The following is a 17962-nucleotide window of genomic DNA, read 5'->3' as shown; positions in this document are numbered from 1 at the left end:
GGTTTTAACCATGATATATAATAATGTGCTCGAAGCGCTTGGCCATACGCCGCTTATTCGTTTGAATCGGCTCGTCGGAGATGATATGGCGGAGATTTTGGTTAAATTCGAAGGGGTTAATATTGGAGGTTCCATTAAGACCCGGACGGCATTTAATATGATTACGGAGGCGGAAGAGCAGGGACTTATTGACAGGGATAGTATTATTGTAGAACCGACCAGCGGCAATCAGGGAATTGGTCTGGCTCTGGTGGGGGCTGTAAAGGGATATAAGACGATTATTATCATGCCGGATTCTGTCAGTGAGGAACGGCGGAAGCTGGTGCAGAATTATGGCGCTGAGGTTCGGATTATACATGATGACGGGGACATCGGAGAGTGTATCCAGAAATGTATTCAGTTGGCAGCGCAGATGGAGGCGGAGAACCCGAAGGTGTATGTGCCGCAGCAGTTTGAGAATCCGGCAAATACCCGCGCGCATTATAAGACGACGGCGGTAGAGATTTTGGAGCAGGCCGGAAAGCGGATTGATGGTTTTTGTTCCGGTATTGGAACCGGAGGAACGATTACCGGTGTGGGCGAGATCTTGAAAGAAGCGAATCCGGATATGACGGTTTGGGCGGTCGAACCTGAGAATGCAGCTATTTTGTCCGGCGGCAGTGTGGGAAGCCATATTCAGATGGGAATCGGAGATGGTCTGATACCGAAGATTCTGAATCAGGATATTTTCAATGATGTGGTAATCGTGACGGACGAAGAAGCGCTTCAAACCACCGGAGAACTGGCGCGTCAGGAAGGGCTGATGTGCGGAATCTCCAGCGGAACGAATGTGGCGGCGGCTTTGCGGCTGGCGAAAAAGCTGGGGAAGGGCAAAACGGTCGTGACAATCTTGCCGGATACGGCGGAGAGATATTTTTCTACGGCGTTGTTTGATTAATTTTATTTATAAAATGGAATTTCAAAAAGCGAGAAAAAGTTTGACAATAAAAGCATATTTGATTATAATATGCTTAACAAGACAGCCGGAGGGTGGCCGCTATTCACCCACCCTGGCAAAATTTTTAGTTATTAAAAAATAGCCGTTTACTTTGTGAGGGTAGGACGGCTATTTTTTATGTGTATATTTCAGAATGGATATAATCAGACTGGCGGTTGTCAGTATAATCATAAGCTCCTCATATGTACTCATAATTACCACCCCCTCTGACAAGACTCAGAGTGGGTGGCAGCACGTCCCCGGCTGCCTTGGTAAACACATTATCAATGTGTCATTGTGTTTTTTAGGCATTCGCAAATGTTATTTATATCTTACCATAGAGTTAAGCTAAGGGAAAGATTAAAATGTGCGAGAGCCAGGGGGCCGTAACTCTTAGTGTTTTACTGTTTTCCAATATCCACTCTTGATTAGCTTCTCCTATTCCTTGTCACATGGTAACGGCGACAGATTCTCTCCAGCCCATTTTTGTACATGCTTTATAAATTCTTTTACGATTGGCGACAGCGTGAAGTGGTCCTTATAGGAAATACTGATTCTACGCCTGAAATCTGTGTGGATGGGGCGATGCAGTACCTTAAAAGGAAGCCTGTAGAAAAACAGCTCCGGACACACGCTGATACCCAGGTTGCTTTCTACCATTGCTATGGTCGCATAGTCATCAACTACCCGGTATTGTATATCAAGTTTGATGTTCTGCCGTTCAAAGAAATGGCGTATAATGGGGTCTTTTCCTTCATCGACCAAAATGAACGGATATTCTACCAAATCTTCAGGTTTTACTATCTCTAATTTATCCAGAGGGTGATCCGGTGGATAGATTAGAAATAATCGGTCTTCAAACAATAGCTTGTTTTTGAGTCCGGCAGACGAGGGGGTAATTGTAAAACCGCAATCAATAATCCCCTGTGCGATCCAATCGGCAATTTCTGCATAATTTCCATGTTTGATCTCAAAAGTAATGGCCGGATAAAGCTCGTGAAAGGAGCTTAATATCCGCGGGAGCCAATTGACCGCCACACTGGTGAAGGTGCCGATTCTTACGGTGCCACAGTGGAGGTGGTTGATTTCGGCCACCTTATTTTCAAATTCCCGGAAGGAATTCGTTATATTTCTGATATAGGGCAGAAGAATTTGCCCTTCATGTGTGAGTTCCACACCGGATCGTCCCCTTGATAAGATTCTTACATTAAATTCATCTTCTAAGGTCCTGATGGCATGGCTGATTGCCGACTGTGTATATCCCATGGATGAAGCAGCCTGTGTCATCGTTCCGGAGTCAATGGCAATGAGTAGAGCGTCAAATTTTTGAATATCCATTTTGTATTTCCTTTCTTGTAATCTGCAAGGTATACCCAAAGGGCATCCCGTATGGCCATTCGGCCGTTTCACAAGGTATACCCAAAGGGCATCCCGTATGGCCATTCGGCCGTTTTATAAAGTACAATTTACCATTAAATTTTTTCATATTTAATATAAATATTATAAACTTTATTCATTATAATTTCCATAGTAAAATAATAGAAAACAAGAAAAAAATATAATTTTTTACAGAATTTTTTGAAAAATAAAAATAGAACCCCAAAAATGTTAAAAAACAAACGAAATTCGTTAAAAAAAGAGACAATATTTCGCGGATACTGTTTTTACATTAAAGAAATTGAATAGTTGAAGCTTAGATTATGGATTAAAACGATAAGCAAACAGGTACAAGGAGAAGCGGAACATGATAAAAGCCATAGCCTTTGATTTAGACCACACCTTATATAACAGAGATTTTACCTGGGACAACCTTTTACCCCAATTTTTAACTACCTTCCATGATGAACTGAATCCACCCCTGTCCCAGGTAGAAATCTTAAGGAGCTTAAAGTCGGCTGATCGAAGATCGACTTATGAAGAGACGAGCTGGAGAGGGATGCTTGAAGAGCTTATAAAAACGCAGGTGTTATGTGAGAGGGCGAGCTTCGAGAAGTTCTACGCATTTATTTGTCAATATTTTCCTGATGCGATTGTTCCTTATCCGGACACCTATGACGTCCTTGTATGGTGTCGGGAAAACGGTTTCCATCCTTCGATTATTACAAATGGACATCCGGGCCTGCAGGAGAGAAAGCTTCGCAGTATGAAGCTGGAGGGCTATGTGGAAGAGTGTATTGTCTGTAACCTGGACAGCGGGGTGGGATGTAAGCCCGAGCCGGATGCATTTTTAGAACTTTCCAGGAGACTTCGGATCTTGCCGGAGGAGATTTTATATGTAGGAGATAATCCGATCAATGATATAGAGGGGGCCAGGAATGCCGGGATGAAGACAGCATGGCTTAACGTGATGGACAACTGGATTCCTGACATAGAACCCGCAGATTATGAGATTAGTGCTTTGTGTGAGCTGCAGCGATTTATTAAAAATAGCACAGAGGCTGATTAATAAAAAACAGGAGGTGTTAATATGCCGTGTATTCAAATGTCCACGAATCAAACTGTCTCGGAGGAGAAAAAGGAAACATTAAAGACCCGTTTTGGGCAAGCGATTGAACTGATACCCGGGAAATCAGAAAAATGGCTTATGTGTGTATTTCATCCTACATGCGAGATGTGGTTTCAGGGCAGGCAGGAGCGCCTTGCATTTCTGGAGGTTGGTATTTACGGACAGCCTGAAAAGGAGAGTCTGAATCAATTGACAGGAGAATTGATGCAAATTGTAAGTTCTGAGCTTGACATCAGTAAGGAACATATTTACATCAAATACGCTATGACCCCGTGTTGGGGCTGGAATGGAAAGAATTTTTAAAAGTTATTTTGGAGGTTCATTATGAAGAATTTAAATCGTTTTGGTGAATTATTTGATCTGAGTGGCCATGTTGCGGTAGTTACCGGAGCAGCTCAGGGAAATGGACTGGGAATTGCCAACGCATTATTTGATGCAGGTGCTACGGTAATTGCTACGGATATTCGGTTTGGGGAAGAGAGCAAGGAAGAGCGCCTTAGGCTTCGTGACGGAATTGAAAAGATGATCATGGATGTCACGAAGGAAGAGGAAGTGGAAGAGGTTTTTGCTAAGATTGCAGAGCGTTTCGGAAAGCTGGATATCCTTTGCAATAATGCAGGCATTATTTATAAGAATCCGGTAGACAAGCTGGAGCTGGACCGCTTTAAGAATGTAATAGATATCAACCTTCACGGCACGGTTATTTGTACGAAGCATGCGGTTCCTTATATGAAAAAGGCAGGATGGGGAAGAATTGTCAATATTTCTTCTTCTCAGGCATTCCTTACCTCAGAGACATACAGTGCATATTCGGCATCAAAATCGGCGGTTTCCCATCTGACACGTATTTGGGGAAATGAGCTGGCAGCGGACAATATTCTGGTAAATGCGCTTTGTCCTTGCTATGTTATGACTCCTATGATGGTGAATTCCATCGCAAGAAAGGCTGAGGAGTTAGGTACAGATACGGATGGCGGATATAAATATTTCGCAGATATGCTTCCGACCCATCGTCTGCTGGAAATCGAGGAGGTAGGTAACTGGGCGGCAGTCCTTTGTAGTGAGCTTAGTATGGCAACTACCGGAAGCAATATTTCGATTACCTGCGGGCAGGTACAACTTTAAAAATAACCGGAATTTACGGAGAAAAGAGGTTTGTTATGAGCAAAAAAGAACTTTTGCTTGGAATTGATATTGGAACAAGCGGCTGTAAGGTAACTTTGATCGATACGGATTGTAATTTTGTCGGTGACGGCTATACGGAGTATACGACCTATCATCCGAATATCGGGTGGTCTGAGCAGGATGCGGCGGACTGGTTCCCGGCATTTATGAGCAGTTTTGGTATTGCACTGGAAAAAGGCGGCGTGGGCGCATATCAGGTAGTAGCCCTCAGTCTTGATGCGTCTGCACACAATATTGTTCTTTTGGATAAGAATGACAATGTGCTTCGAAAAACTATTATGTGGACGGATACCCGTAGTGTGGAGGAGACCGCGTATATGATGGAGCACCACAAGGACCGGATCTTTGAGATTGGCTATCAGATGCCAAGCCCTACCTGGACGATGCTTCAGCTGATGTGGATCAATAACCATGAGCCGGAAGTATTAAAGAAGGCCGAGCGCGCAATGTTCGTCAAGGATTATGTGCGTTATCAGCTTACTGGAACATGGACAACGGATCATATAGAGGCGCAGGGAAGCCTTCTGTTTGACAATGTGAATTGGTGCTGGTCCGAGGAATTATGCCGGATGAGTAATGTGCCGATCTCGATTCTTCCGCCAATCGTGAAGCCGACGGATATTGCGGGACATATAACGGCAGAAGCATCCCGCATCACCGGTATTCCGGAAGGAGTTCCGGTGATCAACGGAGCGACAGATACCGCGCTTGAGGCCTATTGTGTAGGTGCGATCAAAGAGAATAGCTGCGTTACGAAGCTTGCTACATCGGGAACGATTTACCTGTTCCGCCCGGACCCGTATCCGAACCCGAAGGCGCTTACGTATTCCCATGTGGTGGATGGACTTTGGTATACCTGCCTTGCAACTTCTTCTGCGGCAGAGAGCCTTCGCTGGTATCGTGACACCTTCTGCCAGGAAGAGTGGAAAATGGAGCAGAAAGGCGGCATCAGTACATACAGAAGGCTGGATATGGAGGCAGAAAAGGTTCCGGCGGGAAGTGAAGGACTTTTCTTCCATCCGTACCTGATGGGAGAGCGTTCTCCATATTGGGATACCAAGCTGCGCTCCAGCTTTATCGGGGCAACGGCTCATCACGGAAGAGGACATTTCAACCGTGCGGTTTTAGAGGGCGTTGCTTACTCTATCAAAGATAATTTTGCGCTGATCGAAGATACGGTCGATATAGGAGAAGTGCGAATCGTAGGAGGCGGCGGAAAGAGCCCGCTTTGGCGTTCGATCATGGCAAATGTCCTGAACAGACCGATCCTGAAATTTGAGAATGATGATTCCTCTTATGGTTCGGCGCTTCTTGCCGGAGTAGGCGCAGGTATTTTCGGAAGCCATGAGGAAGCTGTCAGCAAGGGACTGCATCTGAAGGAGAGAGTAGAACCAAATCCGGAAATGGTTGAGATTTACCAGAAGAATTTCCAGATCTACCGTCAGCTTCATGATGTATTAGAGCCGGTCTATAAAAAATTATAAGAGCTTAATGTACAGGTTCTAAGTGTTTAACACAAAAAATGTAAGAAAAATATAGAAGAAACAAAGGAGGAAATTTGTGATGAGCGTGAAATTGATTGCCATGCTTACCAATCATGACAAAACGGTGCCGGATGCGACGCAGGTCTTTGAGAATAATAAAATGACAAAAACGGATTGCTGGGGATTTAAGGATATTGGCATTGAGCTTTCTGAGGCCCGGAAGTTAGTTGAAAGTATGAAGGCGGAAGGTAAGACAACATTTATGGAACCGCTGGTGGAGAGCGAGGAAGAGTGCCTTGAGGCTGCTCAGTTTGCAATAGATTGTAAGTTTGAGTATGTGATCGGGATGGCATTTTATGAAAGCGTAGCAAAAAAACTGATGGGAACCGGCATTAAATATTTCCCGACTTGTGGAAGAAGAGCCGGAATTCCGAGAATGTTGTACGGAACACATCAGGAGATCATCGACGATGCAAAGCGTATTCTTTCTTATGACGGGGTTGAAGGAATCTGCTTATCCGTATACCGCTACCAGGATGGAGATCCGGAAGCGATGGCGATGGAATTTGTTAATAGTATTGACAAACCGATGATCGTTACCGGAAGTATCAGTAATGATGAGCGTTTGGAGTTTGTTAAGAACATGAAACCATGGGGCTTTACGATTGGTTCCGCTCTATTCGACGACAGTTTTGGACACTATGAACATATTTCAGACAAGATTGACGATATACTTAACAAATTAGACGAATAAATTTAGAATATTTATATCTGAATTTTACCTTTGCAGTTCATAAGTCAAATAGTCATGCGAGCATGCCTGCTTGGCCCGTTGCTCGCGGAAGTAAACGCCACCCTGCAAATTCTATGACAGAAGCAGATGTCACGGATAGGGGATAATTCAGATGGAAATATTAATAACAAACCACATTAAAGGAGGAAAAAAGTATGAAAAAGAATCTCAAGAGCAAAGTAGCATCGGCATTAGTAGTTTGCATGACCTTAGGCTTGTTGGCTGGCTGTGGCGCAAAAGAGTCCACTGATGATGGCGGTTCCAAAACAGCGGACGGCGATCTGGTGATTGGACTGGACTGCCCGATGACCGGCGTAAATGCAAGCTTTGGCGAGCAGCTTTCCTACGGAGCACAGATGGCCATTGATGAAATCAATGATGCAGGCGGAGTTGACGGTAAGAAGCTGGCGCTCTCTATACAGGATGATAAGTCAGACCCGAAAGAGGCCGCAACGATAGCGACAAAATTCGTGGCAGACGAAAAGGTGGTCGCTTCTATCGGATATTATAACAGTTCTTGTGGACTTTCCGCGCTTCCTATTATAAATGAAGGAAAACTGGTAACCATCGTTACGGGTTCCAGTCCTGACATTTCTGAGCAGAATCAGAAGTACGGGTTCCGTACAGAGCCGTCAGATAAGCAGCAGGCAGTATATGCGGCAGACTGGATGGTAGAGGATGGACGTAAGAAAGTAGCAATTCTCTATGAAAGTACAGATTATGGTATGGGACAGGAAGAGATTATCAGTGAGATTCTTACAGATTCAGGGGCTGAGATCGTTTGCTCTGAGGCATATATTCTGGGCGAGACCAAAGACTTCACAAATATTTTAACGAAGGTCAAGAACTCCGGTGCGGATTCTATCTTCCTTGCAGGAACCTATACAGAGGGTGCGTTGATCGTAAAACAGCGCCAGTCTCTTGGAATGGATATTCCGTGCTATTCGTCTTCCTCTATGTTTGAGGTAGCGTTCCTTGATGCGGCAGGTGATGCGGCAGAAGGTACAAAGGTACAGGGCGTACTTGTTCCGGATGATCCGTCTGAGACCATTCAGAAATTTGAATCTGCCTACAAAGAAAAATTCGGCGATGACAAAGTTGCGGGAACCTTCTCAGGACATGGCTATGCAGCAGTTAAGATGATCGCTGAGGCAATCGAGAATGTGGGTACTGATCCGGATAAGATGGCTGAGTATATTGAATCAACAACTTTCGATGCAATTTACGGTACCGTTAACTTCAACGAGACGCATGACTTGATCTTTGAATCTTTGAAACGTCTGGTTGTAGAAGATGGCAAATTTACAGTAGTGGAATAATTGGAGCGCAAGATAAAATAATCGTCAGATTCTGGTCCGCCGTATTGAGCAAAATGGATGCGGCGGACCTGTCTGACACCAGTGTATGTAGATTGGAGGATAGGTATGATTTTACAAATTATTGTAAACGGACTTACACTAGGATGCACATATGCGTTGATTGCACTGGGATACTCCATGGTATACGGCAGTCTGCGTTTTATCAATTTTGCACATGGTGACGTCTATATGTGGGGCGCCTGTTTCGGACTTATTTTCGCAAGAATAGGAAATATCCCGTTCCCCGTTGCGTTAATCCTGACCATGATCTGTACGGGTCTTTTGGGGGTCACAGTAGAATTTCTGGCGTATCGCCGTCTGAGAAATGTACCCCGTGTCGTAGTTACGGCAAGTGCGCTTGGCGCATCGATCGTATTGTCAAATCTGGCGCGTGTAGTGGTCGGAGCAGAGACGTATGCGGTACCGGCTTTCTTTGAAACGAAATATTATACGGTAGGAAATCTGGTTTTTAACAGTCTGCAGTTTGTTCTTCTGGGGTGTTCGATTGTTCTTATGATCGTCCTTAACTGGTTCATAAGCAAATCAAAATATGGGAAAGCAATCCGTGCGACCTCTGAGAATATGGACGTAACGAATTTGATGGGAATTAATACGAACCTGATCATCAGTATTACTTTCTTTATCGGATCGGCTCTGGCCGGTGCGGCGGGATTATTGATCGGTATTTATTACGATGCGGTATATTCTACTATGGGATATATGGCAGGTATGAAGGCGTTTACATCGGCAATTCTGGGCGGTATCGGAAGTATTCCGGGAGCAATGCTTGGCGGACTTATTCTCGGACAGATCGAGAGCTTTGGTACAACATACATTTCATCCAGTATGGGACCGGCTATCGCTTTTGCAGTTCTTATAGTTGTTCTTCTGGTGAAGCCGACGGGGCTGTTTGGCGCAGAAGACGTGCATTCAAATCGAGTATAAGGAGGGAGAATGATGGATATTAAGAAATTATTGAAGAATAACCGGGTACAATTCGGAATCGTTCTGGTGGCTGCATTCTTCCTGCCGATTTTCGTGAAAGATGCGTCTGTGATGCATGTGGCGATTTTGGTACTGCTTTACATTATTTTGAGCCTTGGGCTTGAGATTGCTCTTGGAATTACGGATCTGTTCTCGCTTTGTCACGCGGCGTTCTATGGGATGGGTGCATACGTATCGGCACTGCTGTCCATTCATTTAGGGTGGAGCTTCTGGGTAACCCTTCCTATAGCTGCTCTTAGTGCGGGCTTGTTCGGACTTTTGATCGGGCTTCCGGCGCTCAGGACAAAAGGGGATTATCTGGCTATTGCGACGCTGGGATTCGGGGAGATTTTCAGACTGATCCTGGTAAATGGCGGAGAGTTTACCCGCGGTCCCAGAGGGCTTACAGGGATTGCAAGACCGGTGCTGTTCGGACTTGATTTTACAAACAAAAACGTTTATTACTACATCATTTTGTTCGTAACAGTAATCATCTTTTTGGTTGTCTACAATATTCCGCGTACCTTCTTCGGACGTGCGCTTATGGCAATACGGGATGATGAGGACGCGGCTGCATTTATGGGAATCCGTATTTCCCGCTATAAGGTGGCAGCATTTGCAATCAGTGGTCTGATCGCAGGTATCGCGGGCGCATTTTATGCACATTATATCTGCTATATCAGTCCGGATACATTTGTATATAATGATTCTATTACTATTTTAACTATGGTGCTTATCGGAGGCGGCGGCACGGTAATCGGCCCGGTTCTGGGAGCTGTGCTTTTGACGATTCTGCCGGAGCTTCTTCGTTCCTTTGTTGAATATCGTATGTTGATTTATGGACTTATCGTAGTCATTATGATGCAGATACGGCCGCATGGAATTCTGGGCGGAATGAATACGCGTATTTCCTATCTGGAATCGCTTATGAAGCCGGGTGAACAAAAAGGAAAGAAGGAAAAGGAGGTGTAGGCAGATGTTATTGGAAATTGATCACGTTACGAAAAAATTCGGCGGAGTTGTAGCGACAAATGATGTATCGGCGAGCGTCAAGGAAGGAAAAATATTCAGTATCATCGGCCCAAATGGTGCAGGCAAGACTACACTGTTCAACCTGATTACAGGGGCATATACCCGCACGTCGGGAACGATCACCTTCGACGGAAAGCAGATCGATACGATGAAGCCTTATGAGATCAACGCCCTGGGAATTGCACGTACGTTTCAGAATATCAGGCTGTTCAAGCAGATGACGGTTCTGGAAAATGTTATGACGGGTATGCATAGTAAAATCAAGGCAAAGGATTTTGAGGCTTTTATTCCGGGACGTTCCAGAAAAATTGAGGCCAAGATCCTTGAGAAAAGTATGGAAGCTCTGCGTATCGTGGGATTGGACAAGAAGTATTCTGATTACGGTGGTTCGCTTTCTTACGGGCAGCAGCGGCGTCTGGAGATTGCCCGGGCACTGGTCAGTGATCCGAAGCTTCTGCTTCTGGATGAGCCTGCAGCCGGTATGAATATTAACGAATCTGCGGACCTTTTACAGCTGATCCGCTGGATCAATACGGACCTTAAGAAGACGATTATATTTATCGAGCATAATATGAGGGTCGTTATGAACGTATCTGATTATATTGTGGTTCTGGATCATGGGACTAAGATTGCAGAGGGTACGCCGGATGAAGTAAGAAATAACCCAGTCGTTATTGACGCTTATCTGGGAAGTAAAAAGGAAGGAGGAAATGTGAATGCTTAAGGTAGAAAATTTAAGTGTTTCTTATGGAGCAATCAAGGCTGTTCGTGATATTTCCTTTCATGTTGAGAAGGGAGAGATTGTATCTATAATAGGAAACAATGGCGCAGGCAAATCCTCCACCCTGAAGGCTCTTACGGGAATCGTCACTCCTGCAAGTGGTTCCATCAAGCTGTTTGATGAGGAGATTTCAGGAACGAAGGCGTATAAAGTATCCAAGATGGGAATGTCCATGGTGCCGGAAGGGCGTGGAATTTATACACGTATGACGGTTCAGGAAAACCTGGAAATGGGAGCATTTAACCGTAAGGATAAAGATGGTGTAAAAAGAGATTTTGATAAGGTGTATGACCTGTTTCCGGTTCTGGGCGAGAGAAGGAAACAAAAAGGCGGAAGCCTGTCAGGCGGTGAGCAGCAGATGCTTGCGGTAGGGCGTGCTATGATGCAGGCACCGAAGATCCTTCTTCTGGATGAGCCGTCCCTGGGACTTGCACCGCAGGTGATCGAGGCTATTTTTGAAGTAATTAAAGAAATCAACAGAGTGGACGGGACGCCCATTTTGCTGGTAGAGCAGAATGTATATCTTGCCCTTGAGGTCTCGAACAGAGGTTATGTTTTGGAGACCGGAGAAATTATTTTGAGTGATTCATCCAAAAACCTTCTTGAAAACGAGATGGTGCAAAAAGCGTATTTGGGAGTGGAGGAATAGAAAGTGGCTTATCATGAACTGTTAGAGAAATCAGATGAAAGATTTCTGAAACCGCTTGTATGGCAGATGCCCGGGACAACGCTTCAGGGAAAAACCCGTATGCACAATGGGGCCGCTCTGGCCCTGGGTGAGGAGGTCAGGAAGCTGACTGATGAAAAGGTTCTTCTCGTGATGGGCAGGCATGTCAGAGAGCAGGAGACAGGCAGGGTGATCTGTCAGGCTCTAAGTGAAGCGGGAGTGGAATTCGATATTTTTTCGGAGCTTTATCCCGAACCGCACTTTGATGTTGCTGTACATATTAGTGTCCATATGAACGAAAATCATTATGGTGCGGTGATTGGCGCAGGAGGCGGAAGTTCGCTTGATATGGCTAAGCTTGCCGCGCATGGGGCTGATGGCAGGCTAATCGAAAAAATTATGACAAATGATTTCTCGAACGCCCGCCTGCCGCTTATTCTGCTTCCGACTACGTCCGGGACAGGAAGTGAAGTCAGTCCTTATACGGTACTTACGGTCGAAGGAACGAAAAAGTTCTATACATCGGCGGCTTTTCTGCCCGATGTTGCTATTGTGGACCCGCTTCTTACGGTAACGATGCCGCCGCGAACGACAGCGGCCACAGCGTTTGACGCGATGACGCATGCGCTGGAAGGAAGCATGGCAAGCCAAAATCCGTATACGGAATGCCTGGCCACAGAGAGTACTGCCTTGATACTCACTTATCTGAAGAGGGTTCTGGCAGACGGGGAAGATATAGAAGCAAGATACTATCTGTCGCTTGCTTCTGTTATGGGAATGTTGTCTTATGTGATGGGTGGCGGTCTCTATGCGCACAGCATTTCCTATATTCTTACACTTGAAAAGGATACACCTCATGGATTGGGATGTGGATTGGCACTGCCATATACGCTGGCAATGAATGAATCACAAATACACTCCCTATTAGATAACCTGAGTGCCCGCTGCTTCGGGCATTCAGGAAGTGAGGAACTAAGACGCAGGGTGATTGCAAAAATACAGCAGCTGTTCGTAGAAACAGGGCTTCCGGAGTCATTGTCAGATTTAGGGTATACGGTTTCGGATATTCCGAATCTGGCTGATACGCTTCTGAACCGATACTATCGTCAGAAAAACCCGCGCAGTATTTCGCGGGATGAGGCGACGAGGCTGTTACAGGCAATGATTCTTGGAGAAATAGAATATTTTTAATTTTGGAGGTATAAAGAAATGGCAATGGCAGAAACAAGAACAAGGGCGTTTGCATGCCCGTCAAAATATTTTCAGGGAATCGGAGAATTTGATTTGCTGGAAAACTACACCAGTATGTTTGGCGCTAAGGCATTCTTTACTATTGATGGATTTTTGTATGAAGGATTGAAGGAGAGGCTTCAGAAAGCGTTTGAAAATACGGAATCATCCTTTGAGGCCATAAAATTCGGCGGTGAGTGTTCTTACGCGGAGGTTGACCGTACGATTGCTGAATTTGAAAAAGCCAAGGCACAGGTTTTGGTTGGAGTAGGCGGAGGAAAAACGCTGGATACTGCAAAAGCGGCAGCGGACAAGATGGAAGTTCCGGTTATTATTGTTCCAACCTCTGCATCCTGCGACGCACCATGCAGCGCAATGTCCGTTATGTACACGGATACCGGAGAATATATACATAACATTCGTCATAAGAGAAATCCGGAAATTGTGTTGGTTGATACCGACATCGTAACCAAAGCACCGGTTCGCCTGTTTGTTTCAGGGATGGGAGATGCGCTTTCGACCGTATTTGAAGGTCATGCAAACCGCGCTTCCTTTAGCCCGAACTATGTTGGAAAAGGATATCGCTGCACAAATACCGGTGTGGCCCTGGCAGAATTATCGTTTGAAATTTTGATGGAAAAAGGTGTGATAGCGCTGAATGCATTGAAGCAGGGCGTATGTACCGATGCTGTCGAGGATGTGATCGAGGCGAATACTCTGCTTAGTGGAGTAGGCTTTGAAAATACCAGCTGTGCGGCAGCACATGGAATACATGCAGGACTGACCCAGATTCCCTCCACACACAAATATCTCCATGGCGAGAAGGTGGCATTTGGAGTGATCTGTCAGATGGTCATGGAAAACACTCCGAAGGATTTATTTGAAAAAGTAATGAAATTCTGTCAGGAGGTTGGTCTTCCGACTACCTTAGAGGAGCTGGATGTAGAGCCGACAGAGGAAAATGTTATGATTATTGCTGATACGGTTGTAAATCATAATAAGCTGATTTATGCTGAGCCGTTTAAAGTTACGGTAGAGTTTGTGTATAATTCTATTATGGCAGCAAACGCTCTGGGACATTATTATAAAGAGCATTAATATCCTGAAAAATACCCTGATTATAAAGTACAGTGCTTTATAATCAGGGTAAAATCTTATTGTATCGCTTCTCTCAATGCGTGAGCCAACTGGTCCGGGCAGGAAGTAGCTTTGTTGCCGCAGCGGATTCCCTCAAGACGGCTGATGGCTTCTTCCGCTTTCATGCCTTCTATGAGACGGGAGATTCCCTGAAGATTTCCATTGCAGCCGCCGAGGAAGCTGACATTGTGAATAAAGCCTTCTGAATCTACGTCTACGTGAATTGATCTTGAACAGACCCCATGTGGTTTATAATCCATGATTCAATCCTCCTTTTTATATCATACTTATATATTTATCAAAGAGATTATAACAAATCAGTGTAGGAAATACCAGACATAAAACAATAGATAATATTAATAGAAAGCGTCAATTTATTGTCTATTTTTATATTTGAAGGTCTGCGTAACTCTTAATATTTTACATTCCACTAGGTTTCCGGGTGGAAATCTGCTATACTTTGGGAAGACATAATGAATTTTACGGAGGTATTGGATATGATCGGAATTATTGGTGCGATGGACGAAGAGGTTGCGGGTCTTAAGGCTGAGATGGAGGTAGAGGAGACGCTCGAGGCGGCGGCTATGACATTTGTGAAGGGGAAGCTTGAGGGGAAGGACGTTGTGGTGGTCCGCAGCGGGATCGGTAAGGTGAATGCGGGAATCTGTGCGCAGATCCTGGTTGACCGGTTTGGCGTGGATACGCTGATCAACACGGGAATCGCGGGGTCTCTGGACGCTGACATTGATATCGGGGATATTGTGATTTCCACCGATGCGGTACAGCACGATATGGACGCGACGAGATTTGGATATGAGATGGGACAGATCCCGAGGCTGGATACATTTGCATTTCAGGCAGATGAGAGTCTGGTAAAGGCGGCAGTGGCGGCAAATGAGGAGGCAAATCCGGAGATCCACACGTTTACGGGAAGAGTGCTTAGCGGGGATCAGTTTGTGGCGGATCAGGCTGTGAAGGACACTCTGGTAAGTCTGTACGGCGGGAAGTGTACGGAGATGGAGGGTGCGGCAATCGCGCAGGCGGCATATCTGAATCATGTTTCGTATGTCATTATTCGGGCTATTTCGGACAAAGCTGACAATAGCGCGGTGGTGGATTATCCTGCTTTTGAGCGTCAGGCGATCGCGCACAGTGTGAAATTAGTCCGCAATCTGCTTGGCAGGATTTAAGTGACCGGACTGGCAGTGGTAAACAGCCGGTGGAACATTTTTGCGGCCGGCGAGCATACCCTGAAAAAGGTCTAATGTGCCGTTTCTTTTTAGCATGGAAAACGACAGCAAACGCATTTTCCCTATTTTCCTTGTCGTAATTTGAGGAACGATTTATGAGTCCAAATTCGCAAACATGGTGTAGAATATCCATGAAGGTAACGCGCCGGGCAGGACGCTGCGCGGCAAATTCCAAAGGAATCGCGAGAAGGAGGACTCTATTATGTTGGAGACAATCGTAGACAGACAGGTAGTCTTTTACTTCGTCGGAGCGGCTATTGCAATAGGGATCATAGCAAAGCTGACGGCCGGCATTTCGCTGAAACGCCTTGTGAAGGCGGCAAGTAACATGAGCAAAAGCAATCATTCGCTGATGCGTTTGGTGAGGGCAAAGTTCGAACATGCATGTATGGTGAGCGACAGGGTGCAAAATGTGGGTGCATTTGTGGACAAGTATGTGTATGAGTATCGGGTGCTGGGGCTTAGGCTCCATAGTTTGAAACGGCTGGAACGGGCGGCAATCTGGCTATGCGCGCTGTTTGCGGCGGTCGGAGCAGGACTGGCCTATTATGAGGACGGGCTGGGAAGAAATGTGTACCAGTATGGAATTGTGGGAGGCGCCGGGGTTCTGGTGCTATTCATCGTTCATAATCTGACGGACGAGCAATATCAGATTCAGGCCGCGCGAATGTATATGGTGGATTTTTTGGAAAATACATATGCACACCGGTATGAGAAGAATCAGCAGAAAGGATTCCAGGTAACTGTGCAGAGAGCGCCGTCAGATGCGGCAGAGGAACGGCCCGGAGAGGTGGTCTACGCTAATGCCGGGGTTTCGGAAGCGGCCTATGCGGATAGGCAAAGGCAGGAGGTTCCTTATGGAGATCCCAGGCCCCAGGAGGTTCCGCCGATGAATGATCCGATGGTGCAGCCGGAGAAAAATATGCCGGTCAGGGAGCCGTCTCCCCAGAGGGCGCCACTTCCGCCGACATCTCCGCAGCGCCATCCGACGGATGGGGGCGTGGTTCTGCGAATGGAGGACGGAGAGGATCTGCCGCCTGAGAATTATGGGTATGCGCGAACAAGAGGGGACATGCCTTCCGGGGCGGGGGCAGTGCCTCAGAGAAATGCAAATGCACGGCGCATGGAAAATGGATATTTTCAGAATCAGGGGGAAGATGTCTACAGAGCAGATTCGTATGGAGAACGGAATATGCAGTACCGGTCGGCGGAGGCGAATTCTCAGGATATCAGAGAGGAACGAAACCGGTCTTCCGAGGGCAGGAAGGACCGGGGAGGGCGCCGCAAGGCGGGAGATGTGCTGCGTCAGAAGGGACAGGCTGCCGTGCAGGCGCAGCCGGTAAGCAGCGGATATGTGCAGGCAGCCGGAGGATACGGGCAAGATGGGGCCGGTATGGAAAATGGAAGGTTCTACGGACAAGCTCCCGGAGGGGCGGAGGAAGCAGTCCGCGCAGAGCATGACAGGCAGGACGTACCGAAAGAGGCCAGGATCCGGGAGATTTTGGAGGAATTTCTTACGTAAAAAGGAGGAGTTCTGATGAGACCTGAGCTTGGAAGATGATTGGTTAAGGCGGGAACTGTTTGACTGAGTGAAGGGACTGGCTAAATTTTAGTTTGGTAATCAGGTGTATACAGTGAAAGGCTGATGGATTTCCAGTTTGATATAAGACATTAAATAAAGGACAGTAGCAGTAAAAAGGAAAGTGTGTGGCTTTTGCTGCTATTGTCCTTTTAAAGTTGCCAGGCATATTTAAGTGAATGTCCGGTAGCCAAGCATGCCTGAAATAAGGGCGGGTGGACCTTATTTTGACTCGAATAGTTACAGACGTATCTGCATGACATCTACGTCCAGTTCCCACAAAAATTTATCCAGGTCTTTGTAGGAAAGAAATACGGTTGCCGTATTCTCCAGGGGGTGTACTCCCAGGCTCTTACATTTGGTCAGGTCGCGGTCGATGAAGAATTCTACGGCGTGATCGGTATCGTTGATCAGACCAAAAGGAGTTACGCTGCCTTGCTTTAGCCCGAGATATTTTTCCAGTCGTTCTTCCGAAGCGAAGCTTACACCGCTCACTCCAAGCTTATGGGCGAGCGCTTTTAGATCTACCCGTTTTGCCTCATCGCAGGTAACGAGGAAATGACGTTTTCCCTTGGAGTCGCGCAGGAACAGGTTCTTGCAGAGGGTTCCTTTGGCGGGAAGTCCAAGCCTGTCCATATCTTCCATGGTGTAAACGGGTTCATGTTCTACTACTTCATATTTGATTCCTAATTTTTTTAATTCGTCATAAATGCGCTGCTTTTGATTTTCCATAACGAGATCTCCTTTGACTGAAATTAGAAATATTATACTGAACGGAGGGGGAAAAGTCAATTATTACGGAGCTTTCATGACCAGCAAGTCAATATCATCACAAAATAAACACACAAAACACACAGAAAAAACATAATTTTCCCGCAAATTTTTCACACTTCCTTCCTATACTGTAATATGCATGTAAATTGTTCTCCGGTCAAAATCTGCCAAGGGGGAGTATTTCTGTGGCCGCAGAAACAGGCTTTTTGGAGTAGGGAAAATGGCT

18 protein-coding genes are annotated in these 17962 nt (G+C 45.9%); 15 read left to right on the top strand and 3 right to left on the bottom strand.

Going from position 1 to position 17962, the window contains the following annotated elements:
- The first annotated feature begins 10 nt into the window (after positions 1 to 10).
- The gene (gene cysK, locus ABXS75_01065; protein ID XCP85436.1) at positions 11 to 937 is read left to right on the top strand and encodes a cysteine synthase A; all 927 of its coding nucleotides are present in this window, start codon (positions 11 to 13) and stop codon (positions 935 to 937) included.
- 477 nt (positions 938 to 1414) lie between these two features.
- Here cysK and ABXS75_01060 read toward each other — a convergent pair whose 3' ends face one another.
- The gene (locus tag ABXS75_01060) at positions 1415 to 2314 is read right to left on the bottom strand and encodes a LysR family transcriptional regulator (protein ID XCP85435.1); all 900 of its coding nucleotides are present in this window, start codon (positions 2312 to 2314) and stop codon (positions 1415 to 1417) included.
- 406 nt (positions 2315 to 2720) lie between these two features.
- Here ABXS75_01060 and ABXS75_01055 point away from each other — a divergent pair, with 406 nt between their 5' ends.
- The 12 genes from ABXS75_01055 to ABXS75_01000 all read left to right on the top strand — a co-directional run bounded on the left by ABXS75_01055 (position 2721) and on the right by ABXS75_01000 (position 14094).
- A complete protein-coding gene (locus tag ABXS75_01055) occupies positions 2721 to 3422 on the top strand; it encodes an HAD family hydrolase (protein XCP85434.1) in 702 nt (233 codons plus the stop codon).
- A 21-nt stretch (positions 3423 to 3443) separates the two neighbouring features.
- Entirely contained in the window at positions 3444 to 3785 is a 342-nt protein-coding gene (locus tag ABXS75_01050; GenBank protein XCP85433.1) for a phenylpyruvate tautomerase MIF-related protein, read from the top strand.
- Positions 3786 to 3806: 21 nt separating this feature from the next.
- A complete protein-coding gene (locus ABXS75_01045) occupies positions 3807 to 4607 on the top strand; it encodes an SDR family oxidoreductase (protein ID XCP85432.1) in 801 nt (266 codons plus the stop codon).
- 35 nt (positions 4608 to 4642) lie between these two features.
- Positions 4643 to 6151 (top strand): xylulokinase, encoded by a 1509-nt coding sequence (locus tag ABXS75_01040; GenBank protein XCP85431.1) that lies wholly within the window; start codon positions 4643 to 4645, stop codon positions 6149 to 6151.
- A 79-nt stretch (positions 6152 to 6230) separates the two neighbouring features.
- Positions 6231 to 6905 (top strand): hypothetical protein, encoded by a 675-nt coding sequence (locus ABXS75_01035; GenBank protein XCP85430.1) that lies wholly within the window; start codon positions 6231 to 6233, stop codon positions 6903 to 6905.
- A gap of 194 nt (positions 6906 to 7099) precedes the next feature.
- Positions 7100 to 8263 carry an ABC transporter substrate-binding protein gene (locus tag ABXS75_01030; protein ID XCP85429.1) on the top strand — a complete coding sequence of 388 codons (1164 nt, stop codon included), beginning with the start codon at positions 7100 to 7102 and terminating at the stop codon, positions 8261 to 8263.
- 105 nt (positions 8264 to 8368) lie between these two features.
- Positions 8369 to 9247 (top strand): branched-chain amino acid ABC transporter permease, encoded by an 879-nt coding sequence (locus ABXS75_01025; protein XCP85428.1) that lies wholly within the window; start codon positions 8369 to 8371, stop codon positions 9245 to 9247.
- Positions 9248 to 9256: 9 nt separating this feature from the next.
- Positions 9257 to 10258: a branched-chain amino acid ABC transporter permease gene (locus tag ABXS75_01020; GenBank protein ID XCP85427.1), complete on the top strand. Its 1002-nt coding sequence runs from the start codon at positions 9257 to 9259 to the stop codon at positions 10256 to 10258.
- Between the two features lie 4 nt (positions 10259 to 10262).
- Positions 10263 to 11042: an ABC transporter ATP-binding protein gene (locus ABXS75_01015; protein ID XCP85426.1), complete on the top strand. Its 780-nt coding sequence runs from the start codon at positions 10263 to 10265 to the stop codon at positions 11040 to 11042.
- Positions 11035 to 11748 carry an ABC transporter ATP-binding protein gene (locus ABXS75_01010; GenBank protein ID XCP85425.1) on the top strand — a complete coding sequence of 238 codons (714 nt, stop codon included), beginning with the start codon at positions 11035 to 11037 and terminating at the stop codon, positions 11746 to 11748. The genes ABXS75_01015 and ABXS75_01010 overlap by 8 nt, the downstream gene beginning before the upstream one ends.
- A gap of 3 nt (positions 11749 to 11751) precedes the next feature.
- Positions 11752 to 12957, top strand: coding sequence for an iron-containing alcohol dehydrogenase (locus tag ABXS75_01005; protein XCP85424.1), 1206 nt, complete (start codon positions 11752 to 11754; stop codon positions 12955 to 12957).
- An 18-nt stretch (positions 12958 to 12975) separates the two neighbouring features.
- Positions 12976 to 14094 carry a glycerol dehydrogenase gene (locus ABXS75_01000; protein XCP85423.1) on the top strand — a complete coding sequence of 373 codons (1119 nt, stop codon included), beginning with the start codon at positions 12976 to 12978 and terminating at the stop codon, positions 14092 to 14094.
- Positions 14095 to 14150: 56 nt separating this feature from the next.
- Here ABXS75_01000 and ABXS75_00995 read toward each other — a convergent pair whose 3' ends face one another.
- On the bottom strand, positions 14151 to 14393 hold the full coding sequence (locus ABXS75_00995) for a TIGR03905 family TSCPD domain-containing protein (protein XCP85422.1): 243 nt from the start codon (positions 14391 to 14393) through the stop codon (positions 14151 to 14153).
- Positions 14394 to 14630: 237 nt separating this feature from the next.
- On the opposite strand from ABXS75_00995, the gene ABXS75_00990 reads away from it, so the two are divergent.
- Together ABXS75_00990 and ABXS75_00985 are read left to right on the top strand one after the other, a co-directional pair.
- On the top strand, positions 14631 to 15323 hold the full coding sequence (locus ABXS75_00990; protein ID XCP87208.1) for a 5'-methylthioadenosine/adenosylhomocysteine nucleosidase: 693 nt from the start codon (positions 14631 to 14633) through the stop codon (positions 15321 to 15323).
- A gap of 262 nt (positions 15324 to 15585) precedes the next feature.
- The gene (locus tag ABXS75_00985) at positions 15586 to 16905 is read left to right on the top strand and encodes a hypothetical protein (GenBank protein XCP85421.1); all 1320 of its coding nucleotides are present in this window, start codon (positions 15586 to 15588) and stop codon (positions 16903 to 16905) included.
- Between the two features lie 297 nt (positions 16906 to 17202).
- Here ABXS75_00985 and ABXS75_00980 read toward each other — a convergent pair whose 3' ends face one another.
- On the bottom strand, positions 17203 to 17694 hold the full coding sequence (locus tag ABXS75_00980) for a prolyl-tRNA synthetase associated domain-containing protein (protein XCP85420.1): 492 nt from the start codon (positions 17692 to 17694) through the stop codon (positions 17203 to 17205).
- Positions 17695 to 17962 lie beyond the last annotated feature (268 nt).

Origin of the sequence: Roseburia hominis, from assembly GCA_040702975.1 — a bacterium.
Taxonomy (GTDB): Bacteria; Bacillota; Clostridia; order Lachnospirales; family Lachnospiraceae; genus Allocoprococcus; species Allocoprococcus hominis_A.
Note: the sequence above shows the minus strand (reverse complement) of the source record. Positions and strands in the feature narration are given on the sequence as shown.

Excerpts from the sequence above, each read along its gene's own strand:
- cysK (XCP85436.1), top strand. The coding sequence starts at position 11 with ATGATATATAATAATGTGCTCGAAGCGCTTGGCCATACGCCGCTTATT.
- ABXS75_01060 (XCP85435.1), bottom strand. The coding sequence starts at position 2,314 with ATGGATATTCAAAAATTTGACGCTCTACTCATTGCCATTGACTCCGGA.
- ABXS75_01055 (XCP85434.1), top strand. The coding sequence starts at position 2,721 with ATGATAAAAGCCATAGCCTTTGATTTAGACCACACCTTATATAACAGA.
- ABXS75_01050 (XCP85433.1), top strand. The coding sequence starts at position 3,444 with ATGCCGTGTATTCAAATGTCCACGAATCAAACTGTCTCGGAGGAGAAA.
- ABXS75_01045 (XCP85432.1), top strand. The coding sequence starts at position 3,807 with ATGAAGAATTTAAATCGTTTTGGTGAATTATTTGATCTGAGTGGCCAT.
- ABXS75_01040 (XCP85431.1), top strand. The coding sequence starts at position 4,643 with ATGAGCAAAAAAGAACTTTTGCTTGGAATTGATATTGGAACAAGCGGC.
- ABXS75_01035 (XCP85430.1), top strand. The coding sequence starts at position 6,231 with ATGAGCGTGAAATTGATTGCCATGCTTACCAATCATGACAAAACGGTG.
- ABXS75_01030 (XCP85429.1), top strand. The coding sequence starts at position 7,100 with ATGAAAAAGAATCTCAAGAGCAAAGTAGCATCGGCATTAGTAGTTTGC.
- ABXS75_01025 (XCP85428.1), top strand. The coding sequence starts at position 8,369 with ATGATTTTACAAATTATTGTAAACGGACTTACACTAGGATGCACATAT.
- ABXS75_01020 (XCP85427.1), top strand. The coding sequence starts at position 9,257 with ATGATGGATATTAAGAAATTATTGAAGAATAACCGGGTACAATTCGGA.
- ABXS75_01015 (XCP85426.1), top strand. The coding sequence starts at position 10,263 with ATGTTATTGGAAATTGATCACGTTACGAAAAAATTCGGCGGAGTTGTA.
- ABXS75_01010 (XCP85425.1), top strand. The coding sequence starts at position 11,035 with ATGCTTAAGGTAGAAAATTTAAGTGTTTCTTATGGAGCAATCAAGGCT.
- ABXS75_01000 (XCP85423.1), top strand. The coding sequence starts at position 12,976 with ATGGCAATGGCAGAAACAAGAACAAGGGCGTTTGCATGCCCGTCAAAA.
- ABXS75_00995 (XCP85422.1), bottom strand. The coding sequence starts at position 14,393 with ATGGATTATAAACCACATGGGGTCTGTTCAAGATCAATTCACGTAGAC.
- ABXS75_00990 (XCP87208.1), top strand. The coding sequence starts at position 14,631 with ATGATCGGAATTATTGGTGCGATGGACGAAGAGGTTGCGGGTCTTAAG.
- ABXS75_00985 (XCP85421.1), top strand. The coding sequence starts at position 15,586 with ATGTTGGAGACAATCGTAGACAGACAGGTAGTCTTTTACTTCGTCGGA.
- ABXS75_00980 (XCP85420.1), bottom strand. The coding sequence starts at position 17,694 with ATGGAAAATCAAAAGCAGCGCATTTATGACGAATTAAAAAAATTAGGA.